19 protein-coding genes and 1 pseudogene are annotated in these 22,711 nt (G+C 73.5%); 9 read left to right on the forward strand and 11 right to left on the reverse strand.

Features of this window, described 5'->3' with window-relative positions:
• Positions 1–20: 20 nt before the first annotated feature.
• Positions 21–1,367: a M16 family metallopeptidase gene (locus AFB00_RS21175; protein WP_197519611.1), complete on the forward strand. Its 1,347-nt coding sequence runs from the start codon at positions 21–23 to the stop codon at positions 1,365–1,367.
• Between the two features lie 70 nt (positions 1,368–1,437).
• On the opposite strand, the gene AFB00_RS21180 is transcribed toward AFB00_RS21175, so the two are convergent.
• From AFB00_RS21180 to AFB00_RS21195, 5 genes are read right to left on the reverse strand one after another with little or no spacing between them, the layout of a single operon-like run.
• On the reverse strand, positions 1,438–3,123 hold the full coding sequence (locus tag AFB00_RS21180) for an ABC transporter family substrate-binding protein (protein WP_083275719.1): 1,686 nt from the start codon (positions 3,121–3,123) through the stop codon (positions 1,438–1,440).
• Positions 3,124–3,131: 8 nt separating this feature from the next.
• Positions 3,132–3,509: an oligopeptide/dipeptide ABC transporter ATP-binding protein gene (locus tag AFB00_RS34200; protein WP_197519612.1), complete on the reverse strand. Its 378-nt coding sequence runs from the start codon at positions 3,507–3,509 to the stop codon at positions 3,132–3,134.
• A 21-nt stretch (positions 3,510–3,530) separates the two neighbouring features.
• Complete coding sequence (locus AFB00_RS21185) at positions 3,531–5,210, reverse strand: dipeptide ABC transporter ATP-binding protein (protein WP_197519613.1); 1,680 nt, start codon at positions 5,208–5,210, stop codon at positions 3,531–3,533.
• Positions 5,207–6,166: an ABC transporter permease gene (locus AFB00_RS21190; RefSeq protein ID WP_068798648.1), complete on the reverse strand. Its 960-nt coding sequence runs from the start codon at positions 6,164–6,166 to the stop codon at positions 5,207–5,209. Before AFB00_RS21190 ends, AFB00_RS21185 begins: the two co-directional genes overlap by 4 nt.
• Before the next feature lies 1 nt (position 6,167).
• Positions 6,168–7,151 carry an ABC transporter permease gene (locus tag AFB00_RS21195; RefSeq protein WP_068798649.1) on the reverse strand — a complete coding sequence of 328 codons (984 nt, stop codon included), beginning with the start codon at positions 7,149–7,151 and terminating at the stop codon, positions 6,168–6,170.
• A gap of 231 nt (positions 7,152–7,382) precedes the next feature.
• Between AFB00_RS21195 and AFB00_RS21200 the strand changes: the two genes are divergently transcribed.
• Entirely contained in the window at positions 7,383–7,862 is a 480-nt protein-coding gene (locus tag AFB00_RS21200; RefSeq protein ID WP_083275720.1) for a DUF456 domain-containing protein, read from the forward strand.
• 12 nt (positions 7,863–7,874) lie between these two features.
• On the opposite strand, the gene AFB00_RS21205 is transcribed toward AFB00_RS21200, so the two are convergent.
• Complete coding sequence (locus tag AFB00_RS21205; protein WP_083275721.1) at positions 7,875–9,356, reverse strand: glycosyltransferase family 39 protein; 1,482 nt, start codon at positions 9,354–9,356, stop codon at positions 7,875–7,877.
• Positions 9,357–9,646: 290 nt separating this feature from the next.
• Between AFB00_RS21205 and dapB the strand changes: the two genes are divergently transcribed.
• On the forward strand, positions 9,647–10,351 hold the full coding sequence (gene dapB, locus AFB00_RS21210; RefSeq protein ID WP_068798650.1) for a 4-hydroxy-tetrahydrodipicolinate reductase: 705 nt from the start codon (positions 9,647–9,649) through the stop codon (positions 10,349–10,351).
• 203 nt (positions 10,352–10,554) lie between these two features.
• On the opposite strand, the gene AFB00_RS21215 is transcribed toward dapB, so the two are convergent.
• Positions 10,555–11,088, reverse strand: a complete 534-nt coding sequence (locus AFB00_RS21215; protein ID WP_068798651.1) for a GNAT family N-acetyltransferase — start codon at positions 11,086–11,088, stop codon at positions 10,555–10,557.
• A gap of 120 nt (positions 11,089–11,208) precedes the next feature.
• On the opposite strand from AFB00_RS21215, the gene AFB00_RS21220 reads away from it, so the two are divergent.
• The gene (locus AFB00_RS21220) at positions 11,209–12,450 is read left to right on the forward strand and encodes a winged helix-turn-helix domain-containing protein (protein WP_068798652.1); all 1,242 of its coding nucleotides are present in this window, start codon (positions 11,209–11,211) and stop codon (positions 12,448–12,450) included.
• Positions 12,451–12,460: 10 nt separating this feature from the next.
• Here AFB00_RS21220 and AFB00_RS21225 read toward each other — a convergent pair whose 3' ends face one another.
• The 3 genes from AFB00_RS21225 to AFB00_RS21235 all read right to left on the reverse strand — a co-directional run bounded on the left by AFB00_RS21225 (position 12,461) and on the right by AFB00_RS21235 (position 16,005).
• Positions 12,461–14,041: an AbgT family transporter gene (locus AFB00_RS21225; protein ID WP_068798653.1), complete on the reverse strand. Its 1,581-nt coding sequence runs from the start codon at positions 14,039–14,041 to the stop codon at positions 12,461–12,463.
• A gap of 165 nt (positions 14,042–14,206) precedes the next feature.
• Complete coding sequence (locus AFB00_RS21230; RefSeq protein ID WP_156819666.1) at positions 14,207–15,433, reverse strand: DUF4097 family beta strand repeat-containing protein; 1,227 nt, start codon at positions 15,431–15,433, stop codon at positions 14,207–14,209.
• Positions 15,418–16,005, reverse strand: coding sequence for a toxin-antitoxin system HicB family antitoxin (locus AFB00_RS21235; protein WP_068798655.1), 588 nt, complete (start codon positions 16,003–16,005; stop codon positions 15,418–15,420). Before AFB00_RS21235 ends, AFB00_RS21230 begins: the two co-directional genes overlap by 16 nt.
• An 88-nt stretch (positions 16,006–16,093) precedes the next feature.
• Here AFB00_RS21235 and thyX point away from each other — a divergent pair, with 88 nt between their 5' ends.
• The 5 genes and pseudogenes from thyX to AFB00_RS21260 all read left to right on the forward strand — a co-directional run bounded on the left by thyX (position 16,094) and on the right by AFB00_RS21260 (position 21,469).
• Positions 16,094–16,867, forward strand: coding sequence for an FAD-dependent thymidylate synthase (thyX, locus tag AFB00_RS21240; RefSeq protein ID WP_068798656.1), 774 nt, complete (start codon positions 16,094–16,096; stop codon positions 16,865–16,867).
• Positions 16,868–16,925: 58 nt separating this feature from the next.
• Complete coding sequence (locus AFB00_RS21245) at positions 16,926–17,552, forward strand: TIGR03085 family metal-binding protein (protein ID WP_068798657.1); 627 nt, start codon at positions 16,926–16,928, stop codon at positions 17,550–17,552.
• Positions 17,553–17,680: 128 nt separating this feature from the next.
• Positions 17,681–18,758 (forward strand): annotated as a pseudogene (dapA, locus tag AFB00_RS21250) (4-hydroxy-tetrahydrodipicolinate synthase).
• Between the two features lie 74 nt (positions 18,759–18,832).
• Positions 18,833–20,542, forward strand: coding sequence for a ribonuclease J (locus tag AFB00_RS21255; protein WP_442965876.1), 1,710 nt, complete (start codon positions 18,833–18,835; stop codon positions 20,540–20,542).
• Between the two features lie 123 nt (positions 20,543–20,665).
• Positions 20,666–21,469, forward strand: coding sequence for an alpha/beta hydrolase family protein (locus AFB00_RS21260; RefSeq protein WP_068798658.1), 804 nt, complete (start codon positions 20,666–20,668; stop codon positions 21,467–21,469).
• Here the strand turns inward: AFB00_RS21260 and AFB00_RS21265 are convergent.
• Positions 21,455–22,672 carry a helix-turn-helix transcriptional regulator gene (locus AFB00_RS21265; RefSeq protein WP_083275724.1) on the reverse strand — a complete coding sequence of 406 codons (1,218 nt, stop codon included), beginning with the start codon at positions 22,670–22,672 and terminating at the stop codon, positions 21,455–21,457. The two genes, AFB00_RS21260 and AFB00_RS21265, sit on opposite strands and share 15 nt — an antisense overlap.
• Between the last annotated feature and the right edge of the window lie 39 nt (positions 22,673–22,711).

Consider the following 22,711-nt stretch of genomic DNA (forward strand, 5'->3'; position numbering starts at 1 on the left):
TGTGTGTGGAGGAGAACCGCTTGGACGCCGCCCGTTCCGCCGACACCACCGCCGCGCCCGTCCCGTCCACCGGGGTGCACGGGGCGGTCCGGCGCAGCGAACTACCGGGTGGTGTCCGGCTGGTCACCGAGTCGGTGCCCGGGGTCCGGTCCGTCGCGATCGGCATCTGGATCGGCATCGGCTCGGTGGACGAGACCGGTCAGCAGGCCGGGGCCGCGCACTTCCTCGAACACCTGCTGTTCAAGGGCACCCGGCGGCGGACCGCGGTCGGGATCGCCGAGGAGATGGACGCCGTCGGGGGTGAGCTGAACGCGTTCACCGCCAAGGAGCACACCTGCTACTACGCGCACGTGCTCGACACCGACGTCGCGCTCGCCGTCGATCTCCTGACCGACGTGGTCACCGACGCGCAGCTGGCGCCCGCCGACGTGGAGGTGGAACGCGGCGTCGTGCTCGAGGAGATCGCGATGCGCGACGACGACCCGGAGGACCTGCTCGGCGACCTGTTCGACCAGACGCTGTTCGGGGAGCACCCGCTCGGCCTGCCGGTGATCGGCTCCGAGGAGTCGATCCGCGGGATCACCCGGGACACCCTGCACGGGTTCTGGCGGAGCCTGTACACGACGCCGCGGATGGTCGTCGCCGCCGCGGGGAACCTGGACCACGACGCGGTCGCCGAGCTCGTCGCCACCGCGCTCGGCCGGGCCGCGAACGGTCACGCCGGGGCCGCCGCGGTCCCGCCGCGCGCCGCGAGCGGGACCCGTCCGGTCCGGTCCGCCGCGCTCGGCCTGCAGTCCGACGAGTCCGAGCAGGCCCACGTGCTGCTCGGGGTGCCCACCCCCGGCCGGCACGTACCGGGATCGCCGGTGCTCGCCGTCCTCAACAGCGCGCTGGGCGGCGGGCTGTCCTCGCGGCTGTTCCAGCAGGTCCGTGAGCAGCGCGGATTGGCCTACCAGGTGTACTCGTCGACGTCGCGCTACGCCGACGCCGGCTCGCTCTCGGTCTACGCCGGGTGCGCGCCGGAGCGGCTCGGCGAGGTCGTCGCGGTGGTCCGGGACGTGCTGGGTGAGGTAGCCACCGGCGGCCTCACCGACGCCGAGGTGACCCGGGCCCGTGGCGCGCTGCGCGGTGGCCTGGTGCTGGCCTGCGAGGACACCGCGTCGCGGATGCACCGGCTCGGCCGTGGCGAGCTGGACCACGGCCGCCAGCGGTCGCTGTCCGAGAGCCTGGCCCGGATCGAGGCGGTCACGCCGGGGGAGGTCGCGGCGCTCGCGGCGGAGCTGCTGGACCAGCCGCTGACCGCGGCCGTCGTCGGGCCGTACGAGGACGAGACGGAGCTGCCCGCGGCGCTGCGCGAGCTGGGCTGAGCGGCTCCCGACGACCGAGGCCCCCGGTCCCGGATGACCGGGACCGGGGGCCTCGTGCTCGCCGGAGGCGTCAGGCGCCGTTCTGCCAGCCGACCAGCTCGGGCAGCGGTGGGGTGGCGAACAGCGACGCCCCCCAGTTGGCCAGGCCGGGCTTGGTCGCCCAGACGGTGGGGCCGGAGTAGACCGGCAGGATGCCGTAGGTCGCGAGCGCCTTCTTCTCCACCGCGTTGGCCGCGGCGTACTGCTCGTCCGCCGTGGGCAGTGTGTTCACCTTCGCCAGCTCGGCGTCGAGATCCGGGGTCCCGGTGCCGGACTTGTTGAGCGTCGAGTTCGAGCAGTACTGCTGGCAGATGTACGCGACGCCGTAGGGGTCCGAGGAACGGAATCCGCTGTAGGCCATGTCGAACTCCGCGTTCGCCATGACCTTGGCGAAGTCGCTCGACGGCAGCTGCCGCACCTGGAGATCGGCCCCGATGTTCTTCATCATCGCCACCAGGGCTCCGGAGACGGCCCGCTTGGTCGCCGTGTCGCCGACCTGCACGTAGGTGAAGCGGAGCGGTTGACCACCCTTGGCCCGGACGCCGTCCGGCCCGGGAGCCCATCCGGCGGCGTCGAGTCCCTGCTTGGCCGCCTCGGGATCGAACTGCACGGCCGAGTTGTCCTGGTAACCCTTCTGGAAGGGCTTGAGCACGAGGGAACCGGACGGGGCCTCGCTGTAGCCCATGCCCTGGAACTGGATCTCCGAGAGCTGCACGCGGTCCATCCCCTGGAAGATCGCCTTGCGGACCTCGGTCTCCTTCAGCACCGGTGAGGTGCTGTTCAGGGTCAGCAGGTAGTCGGCGGGGGTGCCGGAGATCCGGATGTCGGCATCCGGCACGGACTTCGCCTGGGCGAGCAGGTCGGCCGTCTCGGCCTCGGCGGCGTCGATCTGGCCGTTCCGGAACGCGTTGACCTTCGCGGTCTGCTCCAGCGTGACGAGAGTGACCCGGTCGAGCTTGCCCGGCTTGCCCCACCACTTGGGGTTCCGCTCGAAGGACAGGGTCCCGTTCTGCTGGTCGTAGTCGGACACGGTGTAGGGCCCAGCGCCCCACTCGGTGTGCGGCTTGTTCAGGTACCCCTGGTTGAAGATCTGCGGGTCCGCCGCCACCTTCGGGTGCACCAGGTAGTTGAACAGGCTCTGCCACCAGACGTTGACGCCGTCGAAGGTGACGATCACCTGCCTGTCGTCCACACCGCGGGTCACCGAGGTGATCCGGTCGTAGCCGTCGGTGGAGTTCGGGATGAACGCCGGGTCGGAACCGTTGTTCGACTTCCAGGTGGCCTCGAACGCGCGCCAGTCGATCGGCGTGCCGTCGTTGTAGACCGCCTTCGGGTTGAGGGTGTACGTGACCGTGGTGTCGCCACCGGAGTCCGCCGCCGTCGCCTCGGTGATGTAGTCCGGATTCATGATCGGGTCACCGTTCGGGGTGAACGTGATCAGCGCCGGGTTGTACCAGTTCCAGGACAGCCACGTGTCTGTGGTGCCGTCGCCCTGGAACCGGTTCAGCTGGGGAGTCAGACCGGAGCGGAACGGCAGCGTGACCTCGCCGCCGTCGCGCAGGTTCTCGTAGGGCTGCTCGTTGAACGACGGTGTCGTCGACAACGCCTCCCCGGTCTGGGTCGGCTCCTCGGAGCCACCCCCACCACAGGCGCCGAGCAGCAGGGCCACGGCCACGACGGTGGAGGTCAGCGCCCCACGACGGATCGATCTGTGCATCTCTCTCCTCAACGGAAGTGGCAGGCGTTGCGGTGGTCGGACTCCTGCTCGGAGGCCCCGTCCTTGACGACCAGCGGTGGGGTCTCGGTCCGGCACCGGACCTGCTCGGCCTCGGACAGGGTCCGCGCGAGCGGGCACCGGCCGTGGAACGCGCAGCCGGGCGTCTCCCCGGTGGGGCTCGGCAGGTCCCCGGTGAGCACGGTGCGCCGGCGGGTCCGTTCGACCTGCGGGTCGGGCACCGGGATGGCCGAGAGCAACGCCTGGGTGTAGGGGTGCTGGGGGTTGCCGAAGACGTCGGAGACGGCGCCGGACTCGACGATCCGGCCCAGGTACATGACCGCGACGCGGTCGGCGACGTGCCGCACCACCGACAGGTCGTGGGCCACGAACAGGTAGCTCAGGCCCAGCTACCGCTTGAGCCCGGCGAGCAGGTTGAGCACCCCGGCCTGGACCGAGACGTCGAGCGCGGAGACCGGCTCGTCGAGCACCAGCAGCGACGGGCTGGTCGCCAGCGCGCGGGCGATGCCGATCCGCTGGCGCTGCCCGCCGGAGAACGCTGCCGGGAACCGGTCGGTGTGCTCGGGATCCAGCCCGACCAGGGCCATCAGCTCGTCGACCCGGGCGGCGATCCGCGCCCGGTCCGACCAGCCCGCGGCGCGCAGCGGCTCGGCGAGGATGTCCCCGGCCGTCATCCGCGGGTCCAGGGCACCCATCGGGTCCTGGAACACGATCTGGATCTCCCGGCGCAGGGCGGCGACCGCGGAGCGCGAGGAGAGCGTGGCGACGTCGGTCCCGGCGACCGTGATCCGTCCGCTCTCCGGCGGCTGCAGGTTCATGATCTCGAGCAGGGTCGTCGTCTTCCCGCAGCCCGACTCGCCGACCAGCCCGAGCGTCTCGCCCTCCCGGATGTCGAGATCGACGTCGGCGACCGCGTGCACGGAGCCGATCCGCCGTCGCATCAGCGAGCCCTTGAGCAGCGGGAACGTCTTGCGCAGGCCCTCGACCGACAGCACGACGGGACGCTCGGCGCGGTCCGTGCCCGGGTCGTCCCCGACACCGGTGAGCAGGTCGGGCGGGTCGAACACCGGCGCGCTGCCGATCCGGCCGTCGACGATCTCACCGGACCGGACGCAGGCGACGGCGTGCCCGGGCCGGTCGCCGGCGGCGACCAGCGGCGGCTCGACGTCCCGGCAGCTCGCCACGGCGACCGGGCACCGCGGCACGAACGGGCAGCCCGGCGGCAGGTCGACCGGGGTCGGCGGGTTGCCGGGGACCGGCACCAGCGGGCGCCGCTCGACGCTGTCCACCCGCGGCACCGCCCCGAGCAGACCGATCGTGTACGGCATCCGGGGTGCGGCGAACAGCTCGTCGGCCGTCGCCGTCTCCACCGGGCGCCCGGCGTACATGACCAGGACGTCGTCCGCGGTCCCGGCGACCACGCCCAGGTCGTGGGTGATCATCACGACCGCGGCGCCGGTCTCGTTCCTGGCGACCTTCAGGACGTCGAGGATCTGGGCCTGCACCGTGACGTCCAGCGCCGTCGTCGGCTCGTCGGCGATGATCACCGCGGGGTCGTTGGCGATCGCCATGGCGATCATCACCCGCTGCCGCATCCCGCCGGAGAACTCGTGCGGGAACGACCGGATCCGGCGGGCGGGGTCCGGGATCCCGACGAGGTCGAGCAGCTCGGCGGCACGGGTGCGGGCCGCTGACCGGGAGATGTCGGTGTGGATCTGCATCGCCTCGACCAGCTGGTCGCCGACGGTGAAGATCGGGGTGAGCGACGACAGCGGGTCCTGGAAGATCATGCCGATCTCGCGCCCGCGGATCCCGGACATCTCCTCGTCGGTCAGCCCGACGAGCTCACGCCCGCCCATCCGGATCGACCCGGACACCGAGGCGCTGTCCGGCAGCAGCCCCATCACCGCCAGCGAGGTCACCGACTTCCCGGACCCGGACTCGCCGACGATGCCGAGCGTCCGGCCGGGCACCAGGTCGAAGTCGACCCCGCGGACGGCCTCGACCCGCCCCGCCTCGGACGGGAACGCGACGTGCAGGTCGCGGACCGACAGCACCGGTTCGGTCATGCCCTGCCCCCTGCCTGCGAGGTCGGGTCGAGCGCGTCGCGCAGCCCGTCGCCGACGTAGGCCAGCGAGATCGTCAGCATCAGCATCAGCAGCAGCACCGCGGGAACCGCCAGCAGCCACGGCGCCGTGGCCATGGAGTTGGCGCCGTCGGCGAGCATCGTGCCGAGCGACACGTCCGGGACCTGGACGCCGAACCCGACGAACGACAGCGCCGTCTCGCTCTGCACGGTGTTCACCACGTTCAGCGTGAACGTGACGATCAGCAGCGAGCCGATGTTCGGGATGAGGTGGCGCAGCACGATCGACCGGCCGGGCACGCCCATGAAGCGGGCCGCGGCGACGTACTCGCGCTCGCGCAGGGTCGTCGCGACCGTCCACACCACGCGCGCCGTCGTCATCCAGCCCAGCACGCTCAGCGCCACGATCAGCACCCGGTAGTCCCCGGTCGCCCACTGCGAGGCCAGCGACAGGATCAGGAACGACGGCACCACCATGAGGAAGTGCACGAGCCCGAGCAGTGCCCGCTCGCCGCGCCGGCCCCAGGTGCGCCCGCCGCCGAGGTAGGCGGCGCCCGCGCCGACCAGCGCCGCGATCGCCGTCGTGACCAGGGAGACGGTGACGGCGATCAGCAGTGACCGCTGCAGGCCGTGCACGGCCTGGGCGTAGACGTCGTTGCCGCCGGCGGTGGTGCCCAGCGGATGGTCCGCCGACGGGGCCTCGGTCAGCCCGGTGAAGTCGACCGAGGTGTGGTCGTACGGCGAGAACACGCCGCCGACCAGCGAGAACAACACCAGCAGGCCGAACACGACCAGCCCTGCGACGGCCGAGCGGCTGCGCCGGTAGCGCCGCCACACTAGCGCCGAACGGCGGCGGGGGGACCGCCCGGCGGGCGGCGGGGCACCCGCCTCGGCCCCGTCGCCGACCGTGGGGGACAGCTCGGGCAGGTTCAGGCTCACGTCAGTTCACCCGCACTCTCGGGTCGAGGGCCACGACGGCGATGTCGGCGAGGATCGCCCCGACCGCGGTGGCCGCCCCGGCGAACGCCGCCGCGGCCACCGCGCCGTGGATGTCGTTGGTCGAGATCGTGCGGATGAGGTAGTCGCCCATGCCCTGCCAGGCGAACACCTTCTCGGTGATGACGGCGCCGGTGAACAGCGCCGGGATCGCGAAGGCGACCTGGGTGGCGACCGGGATCAGCGAGCCGCGCAGCCCGTGCCGGCGGATGGCCTGGCGGCGGGTGAGCCCCTTGGCCCGGGCGGTGCGCACGTAGTCGGAGTTGACGACGTCGAGCAGCATCGCCCGCTGCAGCATGTGGTACCCGGCGTAGGTGATGATCAGCAGCGAGATCGTCGGCAGGATCAGGTGCTGGGCCCGGTCGAGCAGGGTCGGCCAGAACCCCTCGATCCCCGGGGTCTCGGCGCCCGCGACGTAGAAGAGCGTCCCGCCGACGCCCTGGTTGATCGCGATCGCCACGAAGACGACGGCGAGTGCGGCGACCGCGGGCGGGGTGTTGAGGGTGAACACCGACGTCATCTGGGCGACCCGGTCACCGACCCGGTACTGCCGCGACGCCGAGTAGACCCCGAGCGCGACGCCGAGGAGGATCGAGAGCACCAGCGAGGCCAGGATCAGCTGGCCGGAGACCCCCACCCGGAACGCGACCTGGGTGTTGACGCTGTCGCCGATCGGGCTGGCGCCCCAGTCCCAGCGGGTCACGATCCCGGCCAGCCAGGTCCACCAGCGTTCGCTCAGCGCGACGTTGGAGTCCAGGTTGTACTGCCCCAGCGAGCGGGCGATCTCCTCGTCGGTGCGGGGCGGGCGCAACTGCAGGTAGTTGACCCGTGGATCGAGGAACGCGTTCGCGAGGAAGTAGGTCAGGTTGGTCGCGACGACGATCATCGCGAGCCAGCCGACGCCCCTGCGCAGGACGTAACGGAGCAACGGTGCTCGCTTTCTCCCGCGGCCGGGTCCGGTGGTCGGTACCGGGGGCCGGCTGCGGTGGAACGGCCGCGTGGTGAGCGGGTGTCACTGGTTCGGGTGGTCGTAGGCTTGCACGCCGGTACCAGAATCCCCAGATCTCATCAGAACTGTTTATTTGTTTGTGACGTGAAACCGTCGCGAATCGGGTGGTCCCCCCATTCGGGGCGCGGGAGCTGCTGGGAGGCTGGAGTCATGACGGGTCTCGCCGTGCTCGCCGGCCTCATGATCGTCCTGGGTCTGGCCGGGATCGTGCTCCCGGTCCTGCCCGGACCGCTGCTGATCGTCGGCGGGGTCGCGGTGTGGGCGATCCCCCGCGGGGACTCGGTCGGCTGGTGGGTGCTCGGCATCGCCGTCGCGGTGACCGTGCTCGGGCAGGTCGCGAAGTACCTGCTCCCGGGCCGGCGGCTCAAGGCGTCCGGGGTGCCGACGCGGACGTTGCTCGCCGGGCTGGTGCTCGGTGTCGTGGGGTTCTTCGTCGTCCCGGTGGTCGGGCTGTTCCTCGGGTTCGTGCTGGGGGTCTGGCTGGCCGAGCTGGTCCGGCTCCCGGACTCGGCGACGGCCTGGCGCTCGGCCCGCGAGGCGCTGGCCGCGGTCGGCTGGAGCATCCTCATCGAGCTGGCGGCCGGGATGCTGGCGACGGCCGTCTGGATCGGCGGTCTCGTCGTCGGGTGATCCGGTGCCGGATCAGCCCAGCCAGACGACCTCGGCCCAGATCTCACTCCACGGCCGCGACCGGTCCCGGGCGAGCAGCACCGGCCCGCCCTGCTCGAGGTTGTCCAGTCCCACCCCGTTGTCGATCCGCGCGACGGTGTCGACCCGGCCGAACCAGGTCCGGACCTGCTCGACCGGGTACCCGACGACCACCACCGCCGTCTCGTCCCCGGGCGGCGGTCCCCAGCCGGCGTAGGCGTTGTGGCCGCTGTAGGCCGGGCCCGCCGCGGGCAGGTAGTGGTCGACCGCCCCGGCCTGGCCGTAGTTGGCGGCGAGCACGGTGACCCGCTCACCGGGTGCCGACGCCACGGCGGCGCCGACGGTCGCGGCGAACTCCGGCCAGCCGACGGTCTCGGCGGCGTCCGGATTCATGGCGACGACCGGTGAGACGGCCAGCTCGTCCACCGGCACGACGGGCAGGGCCGTCGTGGCCGATCCGGCCAGCGTGACGACCAGCGCCGTGCCCAGCGCCGCGGCCCGCGGGACCGACTGGCGCGCCCACGCCAGCGCCGGTGCCGCGCCGGCGGCGAGCAGCAGCGGGTAGAGCCCGGCGAGGTAGTAGGGCTTCCCGCCGGTCACGGTGAACAGCACCAGCAGCAGCCCGTAGGCGACCGCGAACGCCCGCCACGTCCGCAGCCGCGGGTCCCGGGCCAGCCGCCACAGCCCCGCCACCCACACCGGCACCAGCAACGGACCGACGAGCACCAGCTGGAACGGCACGACCACCCACCACGGCTGGCTCGACACCGAGCCCCCGGCGGCGATCGACGACGACAGCGCGAGCAGCGGGAACCCCGCACCGGCCTGCCAGACGAGCTGCGGCAGCACGAGCAGGACCGCGACCAGCCCGCCCAGCCAGGGCCAGCGCGAACGCAGGATCCCGCGCGGCCCGGCGAGCAGGACCCCCGCGAGCAGTGCCGCGAGCAGGAGCGCGGGCAGCAGCTTGTTCTGCAGTCCCACCCCGGCGACCGCGCCGACGGCGAGCCAGACCGGGCCGCCGTCGCGCAGCCCGCGGACGACCAGCCAGGTCAGCAGGGTCCAGACCAGCAGGTCGGTCACGGCGGTGGACAGGGTGTGGCCGAGTATCAGCAGCGCCGACCCGGTGGCCGTGGCCGCCGCGGCGAGCAGCTGCGCGCCGCGGGTGGCCCCGAACTCGGCGGCGATCCGGCCGGCGAGGACGACGACGATCCCGGCGACCAGCGCCGGCCACAGCCGCAGCACCGTCAGCGAACCGTCGCCGAGCTGGTTCAGGGCCGCGGCGAGCAGCGGGGTGAGGGGCCCGTTGTCGACGTAGCCGACGGCCGGTTCGGCACCGGACCGCAGGAAGTACAGCTCGTCGCGGTGCGGCCCGTACCCCTCCGCCGTCGCGACGAGCAGTGCCGTGACGGCGGCACCGGCCAGCAGCGGGGCCCGGCTCGCGGGCGTGCTCGCCGCGGTCCGCGGCTCGGTCGTCACCGCACCCGAGGATGGTCCGATCTGCCCGGAAGGTCCGGAATTCTGGGGCACGCGGCCACCGTAGGGTGCGCGCCGCCGGACCGGAAGCCCGTGCGGCGCAGCACCGGGACCCGCGCGCCCGGCTCGCCGCGCTGCAGTGCCGGTCCCCGGGCGCGTCGCCACCGCGGCAGAGATCGGCACCGGAGCCGGCCCGCGGGGCACTAGACTCCTGCGGCGGTCGGCCAGGACGAACGAGAGGTGTGCCGGTGAGCGGGACGATCCGGGTTGCGGTGCTCGGTGCGCAGGGGCGCATGGGCGGCGAGGTCTGCCGGGCGGTGCAGGCCGCGCCGGACACCGAGCTGGTGGCGGCGCTCGACGCCGGGGACGACCTGTCCGCACTCGACGGTGCCGACGTCGCCGTCGACTTCACCCACCCGGGCGCGGCCCTGGACAACGTGCGGGCCTGCGTCGGCCGGGGGGTGGCTGCCGTCGTCGGGACCAGCGGGTTCGACGCGGCGAAGTTCGACGAGGTCCGCGAGGTCCTCGACGGGCAGGGATCCGGCAGCGTGCTCGTGGCGCCGAACTTCGGGGTCGGTGCGGTGCTGATGATGCACTTCGCCGGGCAGGCGGCGCGCTTCTTCGACTCCGTCGAGATCGTCGAGCTGCACCACGCCGGGAAGGTCGACGCACCGTCGGGCACCGCGGCCCGTACCGCCTCGGTGGTGGCCGAGGCGCGGGCCGCGGCCGGGCTCGGCGCCGTCCCGGACGCCACCACCACCGACCCCGACGGGGCCCGCGGCGCCGTCGTGGACGGGGTGCACGTGCACGCCGTGCGGATGCCGGGGCTCGTGGCCCACCAGGAGGTCATCCTGGGGACCGACGGCGAGGTGTTCACGATGCGGCACGACTCGATGAACCGGGCGTCGTTCATGCCGGGGGTGCTGCTGGCGATCCGCGCGGTGCGCGACCGGCCCGGGCTGACGATCGGGCTGGAACCGCTGCTCGGGCTGGCCTGAACACCATGGTGGAGGGTAGTCCTCCACCACGATCCGGCGCCGGCTGCGCGACGGCACGCCGCACCGGATCGTCAAGGTCCCGCACACACCGGAGGGTCTGGAACGGGAGCTCGCCGCGCTGGGCTGGGACGTCCGCGTGCACCCGACGGCGGGACCGTTCTACTGGGGCGTCGGCGGCCGCACGGCCGGGTGGTGACCGCGGGTCAGCCGACCAGGCGCAGGTCCAGGGTCCCGCCGACCCGGACCTCGCGCAGCGTGCCGCCGGATCCGGTGTCCAGCGTGCGCGCGGCGCCGTCCGGCGCCCACCCGGCCCGGGCGTAGAACCCGCGGGAGGCGGTGTCGGTCTCCGGCAGCCACGCCCGCCCCGTCTGCGAGCCGGACTCCCGCAGGGCCGTCGCGGCGGCGGCGAGCAACCGCCCGCCGTGCCCGCGCCGGCCCCAGCGCGGCTCCACCAGCAGCGCCGAGATCTCGGCGATCGACCGCCCGTCGCCACCGGAGTAGCGGGCCGCGGCGCAGAAGCCGACGGTCTCGGCGCCCTCCACGGCGACCAGCAGGTGGAAGTCGTCGCCGGCGTGCACCGCGTCCCGCCAGTGCGAGCGCGCGGCCTCGGAGGTCAGGCCGTCGAAGGCGGCCTCCGGGAGCAGCCCGGCGTAGGCGGTGCGCCAGGTGCGGTCCTGGATCGCGACGATGGAGTCGACGTCGTCGTCGGTGGCGGGGCGGACGGTCGCGGTGGCCATGCGCCCATGCCTACCGTGTCCGCCGCGGCGCGCCCGCCCCGGCCCGCCCCGGGCGGGCGGGGCCACGGGGCCGCACAGCGCCCGCGGGACTGTCGGGGGTCCGTGGCAGCATCCCGGTCCGTGCGGACGATCTCGGCGGACGTGGCCCGACGGACCTTCCTGGCGGCACAGGGCTTCGCGGACCCGCGCCCGGCCGGTGCGGTGACCCGCCGGCACCTCGGCCGGGTGCTGGACCGGGTCAAGCTGCTGCAGCTCGACTCGGTGAACGTCGCGGTCCGGGCGCACTACATGCCGATCTTCAGCCGGCTCGGTGCCTATCCGTTCGACCTGCTCGACTCGGCGGCCTGGGAGCCCGACGGGCGCCGCCCGCGGCTGCTCGCCGAGACCTGGGCGCACGAGGCCAGCCTGGTCCCCGTGCAGGACTGGCGGCTGCTCGGCCACGAGACGCTGCCGCGCCGCTGGTGGAAGCACTACGGCCCGCTGCTGGAGAAGCACCCGTCGCTGGCGGGCGACATCCGGGACGTGGTCGCGGAGTCCGGCCCGGTCGGCGCCGGTGCGATCGAACGGGCCCTCGCGCCCGGCGGCCGGGCCGGGACCGTCCGCCCCCGCCCGCCGGGCGCGACCTGGTGGGAGCGCTCGGAGGTGAAGCGGGTCTGCGAGTTCCTGTTCGCGGTGGGGGAGCTGGCCGTCGGGACCCGCCGGCACTTCGAGCGCCGTTACGACCTGCCCGAGCGGGTGATCCCGCCGGAGATCCTCGGCGCCCCGGCACCGGACCCGGCCGACGCCGCCCGGGAGCTCGTCGGCCGTTCGGCGTCCGCGCTGGGCATCGCGACCGCGTCCGACCTGCGGGACTACTACCGGCTCGGCCCGGAGCGCACCCGGACCGCGATCGCCGAGCTGGTCGACGCGGGGCGGCTGGAGGAGGTGGCGGTCCGCGGCTGGGACCGCACCGCCTACCGCGACCCGGCCGCCCGGACCCCGCGGGCGGTGCCCGGGCGGGCCTTGCTGTGCCCGTTCGACCCGCTGGTCTGGGAGCGCGACCGCACCGAGCGGATCTTCGGGTTCCGCTACCGCATCGAGATCTACGTCCCGGAGCCGAAGCGCGAGTACGGCTACTACGTGTTCCCGTTCCTGCTCGACGGCCGGCTGGCCGGCCGGGTCGATCTCAAGGCCGACCGGGGCGCCGGCGTGCTCCGGGTCCCCGGGGCCTTCGCCGAGCCCGGCAGCCCGGAGCCGGCGTCCCGGGTCGCCGGTGAGCTGGCCGGGGAGCTGGCGACGATGGCGTCCTGGCTGGGACTCGACGGCGTCGAGGTGGGGGAGCGCGGCGACCTGGCCACCCCGCTGCGCGCACAGCTGCGCTGACGCCCGGGGTTCACACCCCCAGCGGGATCCCGAGCGAGATCCAGGCGAGGAACAGCGCCGTCCACACCACGAACATCACCGCGCAGATCGGCAGCGTCATCGAGATCAGGGTGCCGATGCCGGCGTCGCGCCGGTAGCGCTGCAGGAAGCCGAGGGCGACCGCGAAGTAGGGGCTCATCGGGGTCAGCGAGTTCGCCACGGAGTCGCCGATCCGGAAGGCGGCCATCGTCTGGTCGGCGTCGATCCCGACCAGTAGCAGCATCGGCACCAGCACCGGGGCGAGCAACGACCACTGCGCGGACCCGGAGGTGATGACCAGACCGAGCACGAACACCATCAGCACGGTCAGGAACAGCAGCACCGGCGCCGGTGCGCCGAGCGACTGCAGCACCGCGGCCCCGGACACCGCGATCCACTGCCCGATGCCGCTCCAGGTGAACCAGGCCAGGAACTGGGCGATGACGAAGAACAGCACCAGGATGGGGACGATCTCGACGATCCCCTCCCGCATCAGGCGCGGCACGTCCGCGGGCCGCCGGACCGTGCCGACGCGCAGGCCGTACACCGTGCCGACGGCGAGGAACGTCAGCAGCAGCACCATGGCGATCCCGTCGAGGAACGGCGAGGGCACGAGATCCCCGGTCTCCGGGTCGCGCAGCGGGGAGCCGGGCGGGAGCCACACCGCCGCGTAGAGCGCGAGCAGGGCGAGCAACGTGAGGCCCGCGTCGCGCAGGCCGCGCACCTGGTCCCGGGTGATCTCGGCCTCGGCCGCCTCGGCGGCCTCCTGGTCGGTCACCCCGGCGCCGTCCCCGGTGGTGTCGCCGGGGTCGGCGCCGGTGTCCGGGGCCGGTTCGGCCCGCAGGGCGGCGGGCTCGACCACCCGGTCGACGACGACCGCCGCGGCGAGCGCGATGAGCACCGCGCTCACGACGTTGAACCAGTAGTTCGACAGGGCGGTGAGCTCGATCGACGGGTCCACGATCGCCGCGGCCGAGTTCGTGATCCCGGCCAGCAGCACGTCGGTGGCGGTGACGAAGATGCTGGCGTCGTACCCGGCACCGACCGAGACGAACGCGGCGACCGCACCGACGGCCGGGCTGCGGCCCAGCGTCCGGAACACCATCGCGCCCAGCGGGATCAGCACGATGAAGGCCGCGTCGGAGGCGATCGAGCCGCAGACCCCGGTGAACATCAGGGCCGGGGTGACCAGCCGGCGCGGTGCCCGCAGCACCGTGACCCGCAGCAGCGTGGGCAGCAGCCCGGACCGGTCCGCGACGGCGATGCCCAGCAGGACGGCGATGATCGTCCCGAGCGGCGGGAACTCGACGAAGTTCGTGACCGCCTCGGTGAGCGCGAACCGCAGGCCCTCGCCGGTGAGCAGGCTGCGGACCGGCGTCGGCGCGTCCTGCCCCGGGACCTGGGCGCTCAGTCCCGCGGCGGCGAGCACCGCGGACAGCCCGGCCAGCAGGATCGCCAGCACCACGAACAGGATCACCGGATCCGGCAGCCGGTTGCCGATCCGTTCGACGGCACCCAGCAGCCGGGTCATCCGGCTCGATCGGGCGGCGGTACTCGGTTCGGCACTGTTCATCGGACCCTCCCGGTTCGACCGATCGGCCCGGGAGGCTAGCCCGCCCGGCGCAGAACGGTCGAACCGGCGGGACCGGACACGCCGCGGGAGCGGCGCGTCGCCCACCGGCGCGGGGGAACCCGTGGTCCGCCGGGACGGCCGGAACCGGCCATCCCGGACGGACGCTCAGACCCCGGCCGTGGCCGCGCGGGTCACCAGTACGTCACCGCTGTTCGTCCGGCCGGACAGGCGCACGGCCGGTCCCGCGGGGACGGCGTCGTGCCGCAGGTCCAGCTCGCTGCGGGCACGCCCGGAGCCGGTCGACAGGTCCAGCTCCGCCGCGACCCCGGAGTGCACGCCCACCCGGACGGCGCCGGACCCGGTGCTCACCCGGACGTCACCGCGCACGGCGTCGGCCAGCACGATGTCCCCGGACCCGCTGCGGACCTCCAGGTCGCCGGTCAGCTCGCCGATCCGGACGTCACCGCTGCCGGTGCGGATCCGCGACGGGCCGCCGAGCGCACCCACCTCGACCCCGCCCGAGCCGGTGCGCAGCTGGGCCCGCCCGCCGCACGAACCGATCTCGACGCTGCCGGAACCGGTGGTCACGTCGGTGTCGCCGGTGACCTCGGCCAGCCGCGCCGCGCCGGACCCGGTCCGGACGGCGGCCCAGGCCGCGCGCCCGCTCACCCGCACGCCGGCCGCCCCGGTGCGGATCGCGGGCCGCGAGCCGGCCGGCACCGAGACGGTCACCAGCAGGGCGACCGCGCCGAGCGCCGGGTCCTCCGGCCCGCGGACGCTCAGCCGCCGGGTGGACTCCGACCACTCGATCCGCACCGCGTCGACGGCGTCGGCGGACGGGTCACCGGCCCGCTCCCAGGGCGCTCCGACGATGGGGTCGAAACCGCGGCCGGACCAGCCCGCGCCGGGCGCCGGGCTGCCGCCCATCGACGTCCCGATCCAGTCCAGCAGGCCGCCGAGCCCGCCCGACCACGGGGACGAGCCCCGGTCGGCGCCGACCTCGACCCGGACGGCCGTCGCGTCCTCGACGAGATCGACGTGTACCCGGCCACCACCGATGGTGATCTCCAGCTCGACCGGGCCGGCGGCGTCCCAGCGTTCCCCGCGGGTGGCGCCGGGTTCCCCGGCGCCGCTCCGGTCGGGGGTGTCGCCCGGGCCGGCACCGGACGCGGTCGGACCGGTGCCCCCGGGTGGGCCGTCCCCGGATCCGGTGGGTGCGGTACCGCTCGGGGCTGCATCGGGACCAGGGGCGGCGTCGCCGGACTCCGGCGAGCCGGGGGAGGGGGTTCCCTGCCCGGCTCCCGGGGCGCCGGTGCCCGTGTCGTGCGGGCCGGATCCCTCGTCGATCGGGCCGGTCGCCGCGTCGCGCTCGTCGTTCATCCCTGCACCCATCCCCGGAGGTTCCGGCCGTCGTCGTCGCGGCCGCCGCGTGGGCCCCGGCCGTGCTGCTCGGCGCCGGCCAGGGCGCCCTGCACCGCCTGGGACACCCAGGTGTTCAGCGAGATCCCCTGGGACTGCGCGGCCCGCTCGGCCTGCGCCTTGATCTGCTCCACGATCCGCAGGGTGACCCGGCTGATGTCACCGGCGTCCGCCCCGAAGGGTGACCCGCCCGATCCCGCGGACCCGCCGGTGCCGAACCCGCCGAACGGCGATCCGGCGCCCGGGCCCGGTTCGGACGGCGTGGACGGCGCCGACGGCGCGGCCCCGTCCACCGGTTCCCCGGTGGAGCCGGAGACCGACACCCGCACCTCGCGGCCGTGCAGGCGCACCTCCACCGACCGGTCGCCCAGCGCCGCGGTCGCCTCGGAGGCGAGGTCGGACAGGGCGTTCATGATCGCCAGGCGGGCGGCGGGCTCGATGGCGGAGCCGAGCAACGCCGCGGTGCGGCGGGTCTGCTCGTCCCCCGCGGCCGCGGCGGCGGCGAGGTCGTCGCGCAGCTGCGCGACATACGGCGTCAGGTCCATGACGCCATAGTGCCGTCACCTCTGACGTCATTTCAAGGATGTGGTGTCACCGATGCTGTCGCGTAGCGCTCGTCCTACCCTCGTGGGCATGTCGGAGACCACGCCGCAGACCGTCCCGCTGACCGTGCAGCTCGTGGCGAAGACCGAGTTCACCCCGCCGGCCGGGGTCCCGTGGTCGACCGACGCGGACGGCGGCCAGGCGCTCGCCGAGTTCGCCGGGCGGGCCTGCTACCAGTCCTGGAGCAAGCCGAACCCGAAGACGGCGACCAACGCGGGCTACGTCCGGCACATCCTCGAGGTCGGCCACCTCTCGGTGCTCGAGCACGGCAGCGTCAGCTTCTACCTGACGGGCATCTCGCGCTCGCTCACCCACGAGCTCATCCGGCACCGGCACTTCTCCTACTCCCAGCTGTCCCAGCGCTACGTCCCCGAGCGGGACGCGGCGATGGTGGAGCCGGACGTCATCGCCGAGGACCCGGAGCTGCACGAGCTGTTCCTGCAGGCCTCGGCGGACGCGCTCGCGTCCTACTCGAAGCTGCTGGAGGGGCTGGAGAAGCGGTTCGCCGCCGAGGGGGCCGGCGGGAGCGCCACCCTGGCACGCAAGCAGGCCCGGCAGGCCGCGCGCTCGGTGCTGCCGAACGCGACCGAGACCCGGATCGTCGTCACCGGCAACTACCGCGCCTGGCGGCACTTCGTCGCGATGCGCGCGTCCGAGCACGCCGACGTCGAGATCCGGGAGCTGGCCGTCGAGTGCCTGCGCCAGCTGCAGCGCGAGGTCCCCAACGTGTTCGCCGACTTCGAGATCCAGAAGCTGGACGACGGGACCGAGATCGCCTCCAGCCCGCTGGTCACCGAGGGCTGACCGCGGCGCACGGCGGGGCGGCGAGCGCGCGGCGGCGGATGTCACTACGTTGGGCACGGTGACCCTCGCGACCGTCGAACGTGCCGCCATCTGTGCCGAGTTCGAGCGCTCCGGCCCGGACCGCCCGACGCTGTGCGAGGGGTGGAACGCGCGGGATCTCCTCACCCACCTGCTGGTGCGGGAGCGGCAGCCCTGGAACGCGGCCGGCCTGCTCGTCCCGGCGCTGTCCGGGGTGACGGACAAGGCGATGGAGTCCTACGCCACCGAGGCGTGGCCGAACATGATCGACGACCTGCGCAACGGCCCGCCCGGGTGGTCCCCGTTCAAGCTCGGCAAGGTCGACGAGATCGCCAACGGCGCCGAGTACTTCGTGCACCACGAGGACCTGCGCCGCGGTGAGCCCGGATGGGAGCCGCGTCCGAACGAGCCGGAGCGCGACGGGCAGCTGTGGCACCTACTCTCGGCGCAGTCGAAGCTGCTGTTCCGCAAGAGCCCGGTCGGCGTGGTGCTGCAGCGGCCGGAAGGTGCCCAGCAGGTCGTGGCCACCGGGTTCGGGATGGTCACGGTGATCGGCGAGCCGTCGGAGCTGGTGCTGCACGCCTTCGGGCGGGACGCGGCCCGGGTCGAGGTCACCGGCTTGCCGGTCGACGTCGAGGCCTACCGCGCCGCACCGTCGGGTCACTGAGCCCGGCCGGCGGACCGGCACCGGACCCTCGCGGCACCGTCGCTCTGCCGCCGGCCGCCCCGAGGAGGTCGCGACACCGGGGCGACACACCGGTCGTCCGCAGGGTGCAGGCGGTACCGTCGACACCCATGGACTCCGGTTCCCAGAGCACTCCGGCGGGACAGCACCCGCCCCGTCGCCCGTTCGGCGAGGTCCTCACCGCGATGGTGACCCCGTTCGACCCCGACGGGGAGCTGGACCTGGCGAAGGCCGAGGTGCTCGCGAACCATCTGGTGGACCTGGGCAACGACGGCCTCGTCGTCAACGGGACCACCGGTGAGGGGCCGACGACCTCCGACGTCGAGAAGCGCGAGCTGATCCGGGCGGTGGTCGGTGCGGTCGGCGACCGGGCGACGGTCGTCGCCGGGGCCGGGACCTACGACACGGCGCACTCGATCGAGCTGGCCCGCAGCGCGGAGCAGGCCGGCGCGCACGGCCTGCTGACGGTGACGCCGTACTACTCGCGCCCGCCCCAGGAGGGCCTGATCGCGCACTTCACGGCGGTGGCCGACGCCACGGACCTGCCGGTGATGCTCTACGACATCCCGCCGCGCAGCGTGATCGGCATCGACGTCGAGACGTTCCAGCGGCTGGCCCAGCACCCGCGGATCGTCGCGGTGAAGGACGCCCGCAACGACCTGCGCGTCGGCACCGAGGTCCTGGCGACGACGACGCTCGCCTACTACTCCGGCGACGACCCGGTGAACCTGCCGTGGCTCTCGGTCGGCGGGGTCGGCTTCGTCTCCGTGATCGGGCACGTGGTGGCCGACCGGCTGCGCGCGATGATCGATGCCTACCACGCCGGCGAGCACCAGCGTGCCCGTGCGCTGCACTACGCGATGCTGCCGGTGATCCGGGCGATGGGCCGGGTCGGCGGGGCCGTGTTCGCGAAGACGGCGTTGCGGCTGCGCGGCATCGACGTCGGCGACACCCGGCTGCCGCTGCCCCCGGCCACCGAGGAGCAGATCGCCGCGATCGCCGGGGACCTCGCCGTCGCCGGGGTGGCCCTGGACCCGCAGTCCCGCCCCGGGACCGGCGCCTACGAGGCCGGCCACGGCGCGCTCGGCGGCCGCACCGCCACCGACTTCGGCGCCGAGATCGCCTACAACCGTACGTAGCGCGCCCCGGCCCCGGCGCCGCACGCACCTCGACAGCAGAACCATCTGACACACGAACCTTGTGAGGCACGAACCCCTGTGAGTCCCCAGCGCAACGACCGCCGGAACCGCCCCGGACGGTCCCTGAGCGCCCCGCCCGAGCAGATCGACCGTCCCGAGCTCCCCGACGCGGCGCCCCCGGCGCTCGCCCGCGGCGGCCTGCGGGTGTTCGCCCTCGGCGGCATCGGCGAGGTCGGCCGGAACATGACCGTGTTCGAGTACGAGGGCCGGCTGCTCGTCGTCGACTGCGGCGTGCTGTTCCCCTCCGACGACTCGCCGGGCGTGGACCTGATCCTGCCCGACTTCCGGGCGATCGAGAGCCGGCTCGACGACATCGACGCGCTCGTCCTGACCCACGGCCACGAGGACCACATCGGTGCCGTGCCGTGGCTGCTGCGGATGCGGCCGGACATCCCCGTCGTCGGGTCGCGGTTCACGCTCGCCCTGGTCGCGGCCAAGTGCAAGGAGCACCGCCTCACCCCGCACCTGCAGGAGGTGAAGGAGGGGGACCGGGTCTCCCACGGCGGCTGGGACTGCGAGTACTTCGCGGTCAACCACTCCATCCCGGACGCGGTCGCGGTCGCGATCCGCACCCCGGCCGGCCTGCTCCTGCACACCGGTGACATCAAGCTCGACCAGCTGCCGCTGGACGGCCGGCTCACCGACCTCGGCGGGTTCTCCCGGCTGGGGGAGGAGGGCGTGGACCTGTTCCTCGTCGACTCCACGAACGCCGAGGTCCCCGGCTTCGTGACGCCGGAGGCCGACATCGGCCCGGTCATCTCCGACCTGGTGCGCCGGGCGCCGTCCCGGATCATCCTGGCCTGCTTCGCCAGCCACGTGCACCGCGTCCAGCAGGTGCTCGACGCCGCGCACGCGCACGGCCGCAAGGTCTGCCTGACCGGCCGGTCGATGGTCCGCAACATGGGCCTGGCCGACGACCACTCGTTGCTGAACATCCCGGACGGCCTGCTCGTCGACATCGACGAGGCGATGCGGCTGCCCGACGAGAAGCTGGTGCTCGTCTCCACCGGGTCCCAGGGCGAGCCGCTCGCGGCGCTGTCCCGGATGGCCCGCGGCGACCACCGCAGCATCACCATCCGCCCGGACGACACGATCATCCTGGCCAGCTCGCTGATCCCGGGCAACGAGACCGCGGTCTTCGCGGTGATCAACGGCCTGACCCGGCTCGGCGCGACCGTGGTGCACCAGGGGAACGCGAAGGTGCACGTCTCCGGGCACGCACCGGCCGGTGAACTGCTGTTCCTCTACAACGCGGTGCGGCCGTCGAACGTCATGCCGGTGCACGGCGAATGGCGGCACCTGCGGGCGAACGCCGCGCTCGCCCGTCGTACCGGGGTGCCGGAGAACAACGTGGTCATCGCCGAGAACGGGGTCGTGGTCGATCTCGTCGACGGCCTGGCCGCGATCACCGGACGGGTCGAGGTCGGGCAGGTCTACGTCGACGGCCTGGCCGTCGGCGACGTCGGGGAGACCACCCTCGGCGACCGGATCGCGCTCGGCGAGGGCGGGTTCATCCAGATCACCGTCCCGGTCGACCAGAAGTCCGGGCGTGCCCTGTCCCGCCCGACCCTGTCCGGCCGCGGGTTCTCCGACGACCCGAAGGCGCTCGACGCCGCCCAGTCGCTGGTCGAGGACGAGCTGTCCCGGCTGGAGAACGAGGGCGTCACCGATCCGCACCGGATCGCGCAGGGGGTGCGCCGGGTCGTCGGCCGGTGGGTCGCCGACACCTACCGTCGCCGCCCCATGATCGTCCCCACGGTCATCGCGGTCTGATCTCGCGCACCCGTCCCCCGGTTCCACTCATGGAGCTTCGGCCCGTTCCGGCGGTGCCGATGCTCCATGAGTGGAGTCGCGGGGCGGGGCGGGGCAGGAACAGGTACGGGAGGGCGGGAGCCGATGTACACCACGATCAGCTCTGCGGACGGGACCGTCCTCGCGGCAGATCTCCTGGTCCCGGCGGGCGCCGGGCGTGGGCTCGTGCTCGTCCACGGCGGTGGGGTCGATCGCCACGAGGGGGGCTTCTTCGATCGGCTCGCCGCCGGCCTCGCCGACGGGGGCATCGCCTCCCTGCGGATCGATCTCCGCGGGCACGGGGAGAGCAGCGGCGCCCCACAGGACGTCACGCTCGCTGGAGTCGGCAACGACGTTCTGGCCGCGGTCGACGCTCTGGCCGACCGGCTCGATGTGGCTCGGGTGGGAGTGCTGGGAGCCAGCTTCTCCGGTGGTGTCTGCGCCTCGGTCACCGCTCGCCGCCCGGATCGCGTGACGCAGCTCGTCCTGCTCAACCCGCTGCTCGACTACAAGAACAGGTTCGTCGACCAGAAGGCCGAATGGGCCGCCGACCGGCTCCTCCCCGATGCGGCACAGACCCTGGTCGAACAGGGCTACCTCGCACACTCGCCGACGTTCCGGCTCGGACCGGCGCTGTTGAACGAGGTGTTCTGGTGGGACTCCCGGGCAGACCTGGCTTCGGTGTCGGTCCCGACGCTGATCGTGCACGGGACGGCCGACACGTTCATCCCGATCGAGTCGTCCCGGCGCGCCGTCGCGGTGCTGTCGTGCCGGCACGAACTCGTGGAGCTCGACGGGGCACAGCACGGGATCGCCGTGCCCGACGACCCCCGGTACGCGGACCCGAGGACCCGCGAGTGGCAGGAGCTGGTGATCCGGCGGGTCGTCGGCTGGTCAGCGGTGGAGTAGCTCCGACGCGGAGCGCAGAACGTGCCCGAGATCCTGGACCGCGTGCCGCGACCGCCACGGTTCGAGTGTGCGAGCGAGGCGTCGCGCCTCGCCGAGACTCCGGCGGGAACCGGCCGCGGCGGCGATCGGGACCGACTGCTGGGCCATGACCGCCGCCTCGTCCGGTTCTCCTGACAGGGCGAGCGCCCGCGCGGTCAGGATCGAGACGTACGCCTGGTCGCGCTGGGACAGTGATCGGGTGTCGACGCTCCGGTACTGGTGGAACGCGTCCCGTGGGCGGCCGGCCTCGCACAGACAGATGGCGATCTGGATCCCGAACAGCGCCTCGTCGTGCTGGAGCGCGGGATCGTTGCGGTCCGGCTGCTCGGCGGCGACGGCGGCCGCTCGATCCAGCATGCGACGGACGTCGCCGGACCGGGCTCCCAGCATCGCTTCGCATCGGGCGCGCTGCTGGAGGATCTCGGCTCGCAGGCCCGGTCCGGCACCGGTGCCGGCACGCTCGGCCGCCGCCACCAGATCGGACATCAGGTGGGTCGCGCGCCGGTCGTAGACGGCTTGTGCCTTGCGCAGCAGGACGTACGCCTGGATGGCGGAGTCATCCGCACGCAATGCGTACTCGAGGGCGCGGGCGTGCCAGGACGCGCACTCGACGTCCTGTCCGGCATCGCGGCACACGAAGCCGGCGAATTCCGCGACCTGCGCCCCGGACCGGAGCAGGAGCGATCGATCCGCACCCCGGGACGAGTCCAGCGCCTCCTCGATCCGGATCATCAGGGCGACGGTCGAGGACAGGATCCGCGAAGGCCCGGCCTGATCGCCCGTCTGCTGGATCCGGGCCAGCTCTGCTGCGGGTTCGGCGGGATCGAGTACGGCACCGTCGGTGTCCGCCACGGGGTGCGTGTGGTCGCTCGTGGCCGGGGCCTGCGGTGTCGCTGCCGGTGTGGCACCGGCCTCACGGCGGCGTTCGACCCGCCCGGCGAACAATCGAGCGCGGAGCGCCGTGAGCCTGCCACCAGCGCCCAAACCGGCGTCGATGGCGGACACGAGCTCGTGCGACGCCAGTCCAGCGGAGGGACGCTCCGCCCGTGAGACGTACTCGCGGGAGAAGCCGGCGCGATTGGCCAGCTCGGCCTGGGAGATCCCGGCCTCGCGGCGATAGGCGCGAATGGCATGCGCGAGTCCTCCTTCCGGGTGCTCACGCATTCAGGTCTCCACGATCGTCGTTGCCCGTGAATAGCGCAT

Origin of the sequence: Pseudonocardia sp. HH130630-07 (genome assembly GCF_001698125.1) — a bacterium.
Classification (GTDB): Bacteria; Actinomycetota; Actinomycetes; order Mycobacteriales; family Pseudonocardiaceae; genus Pseudonocardia.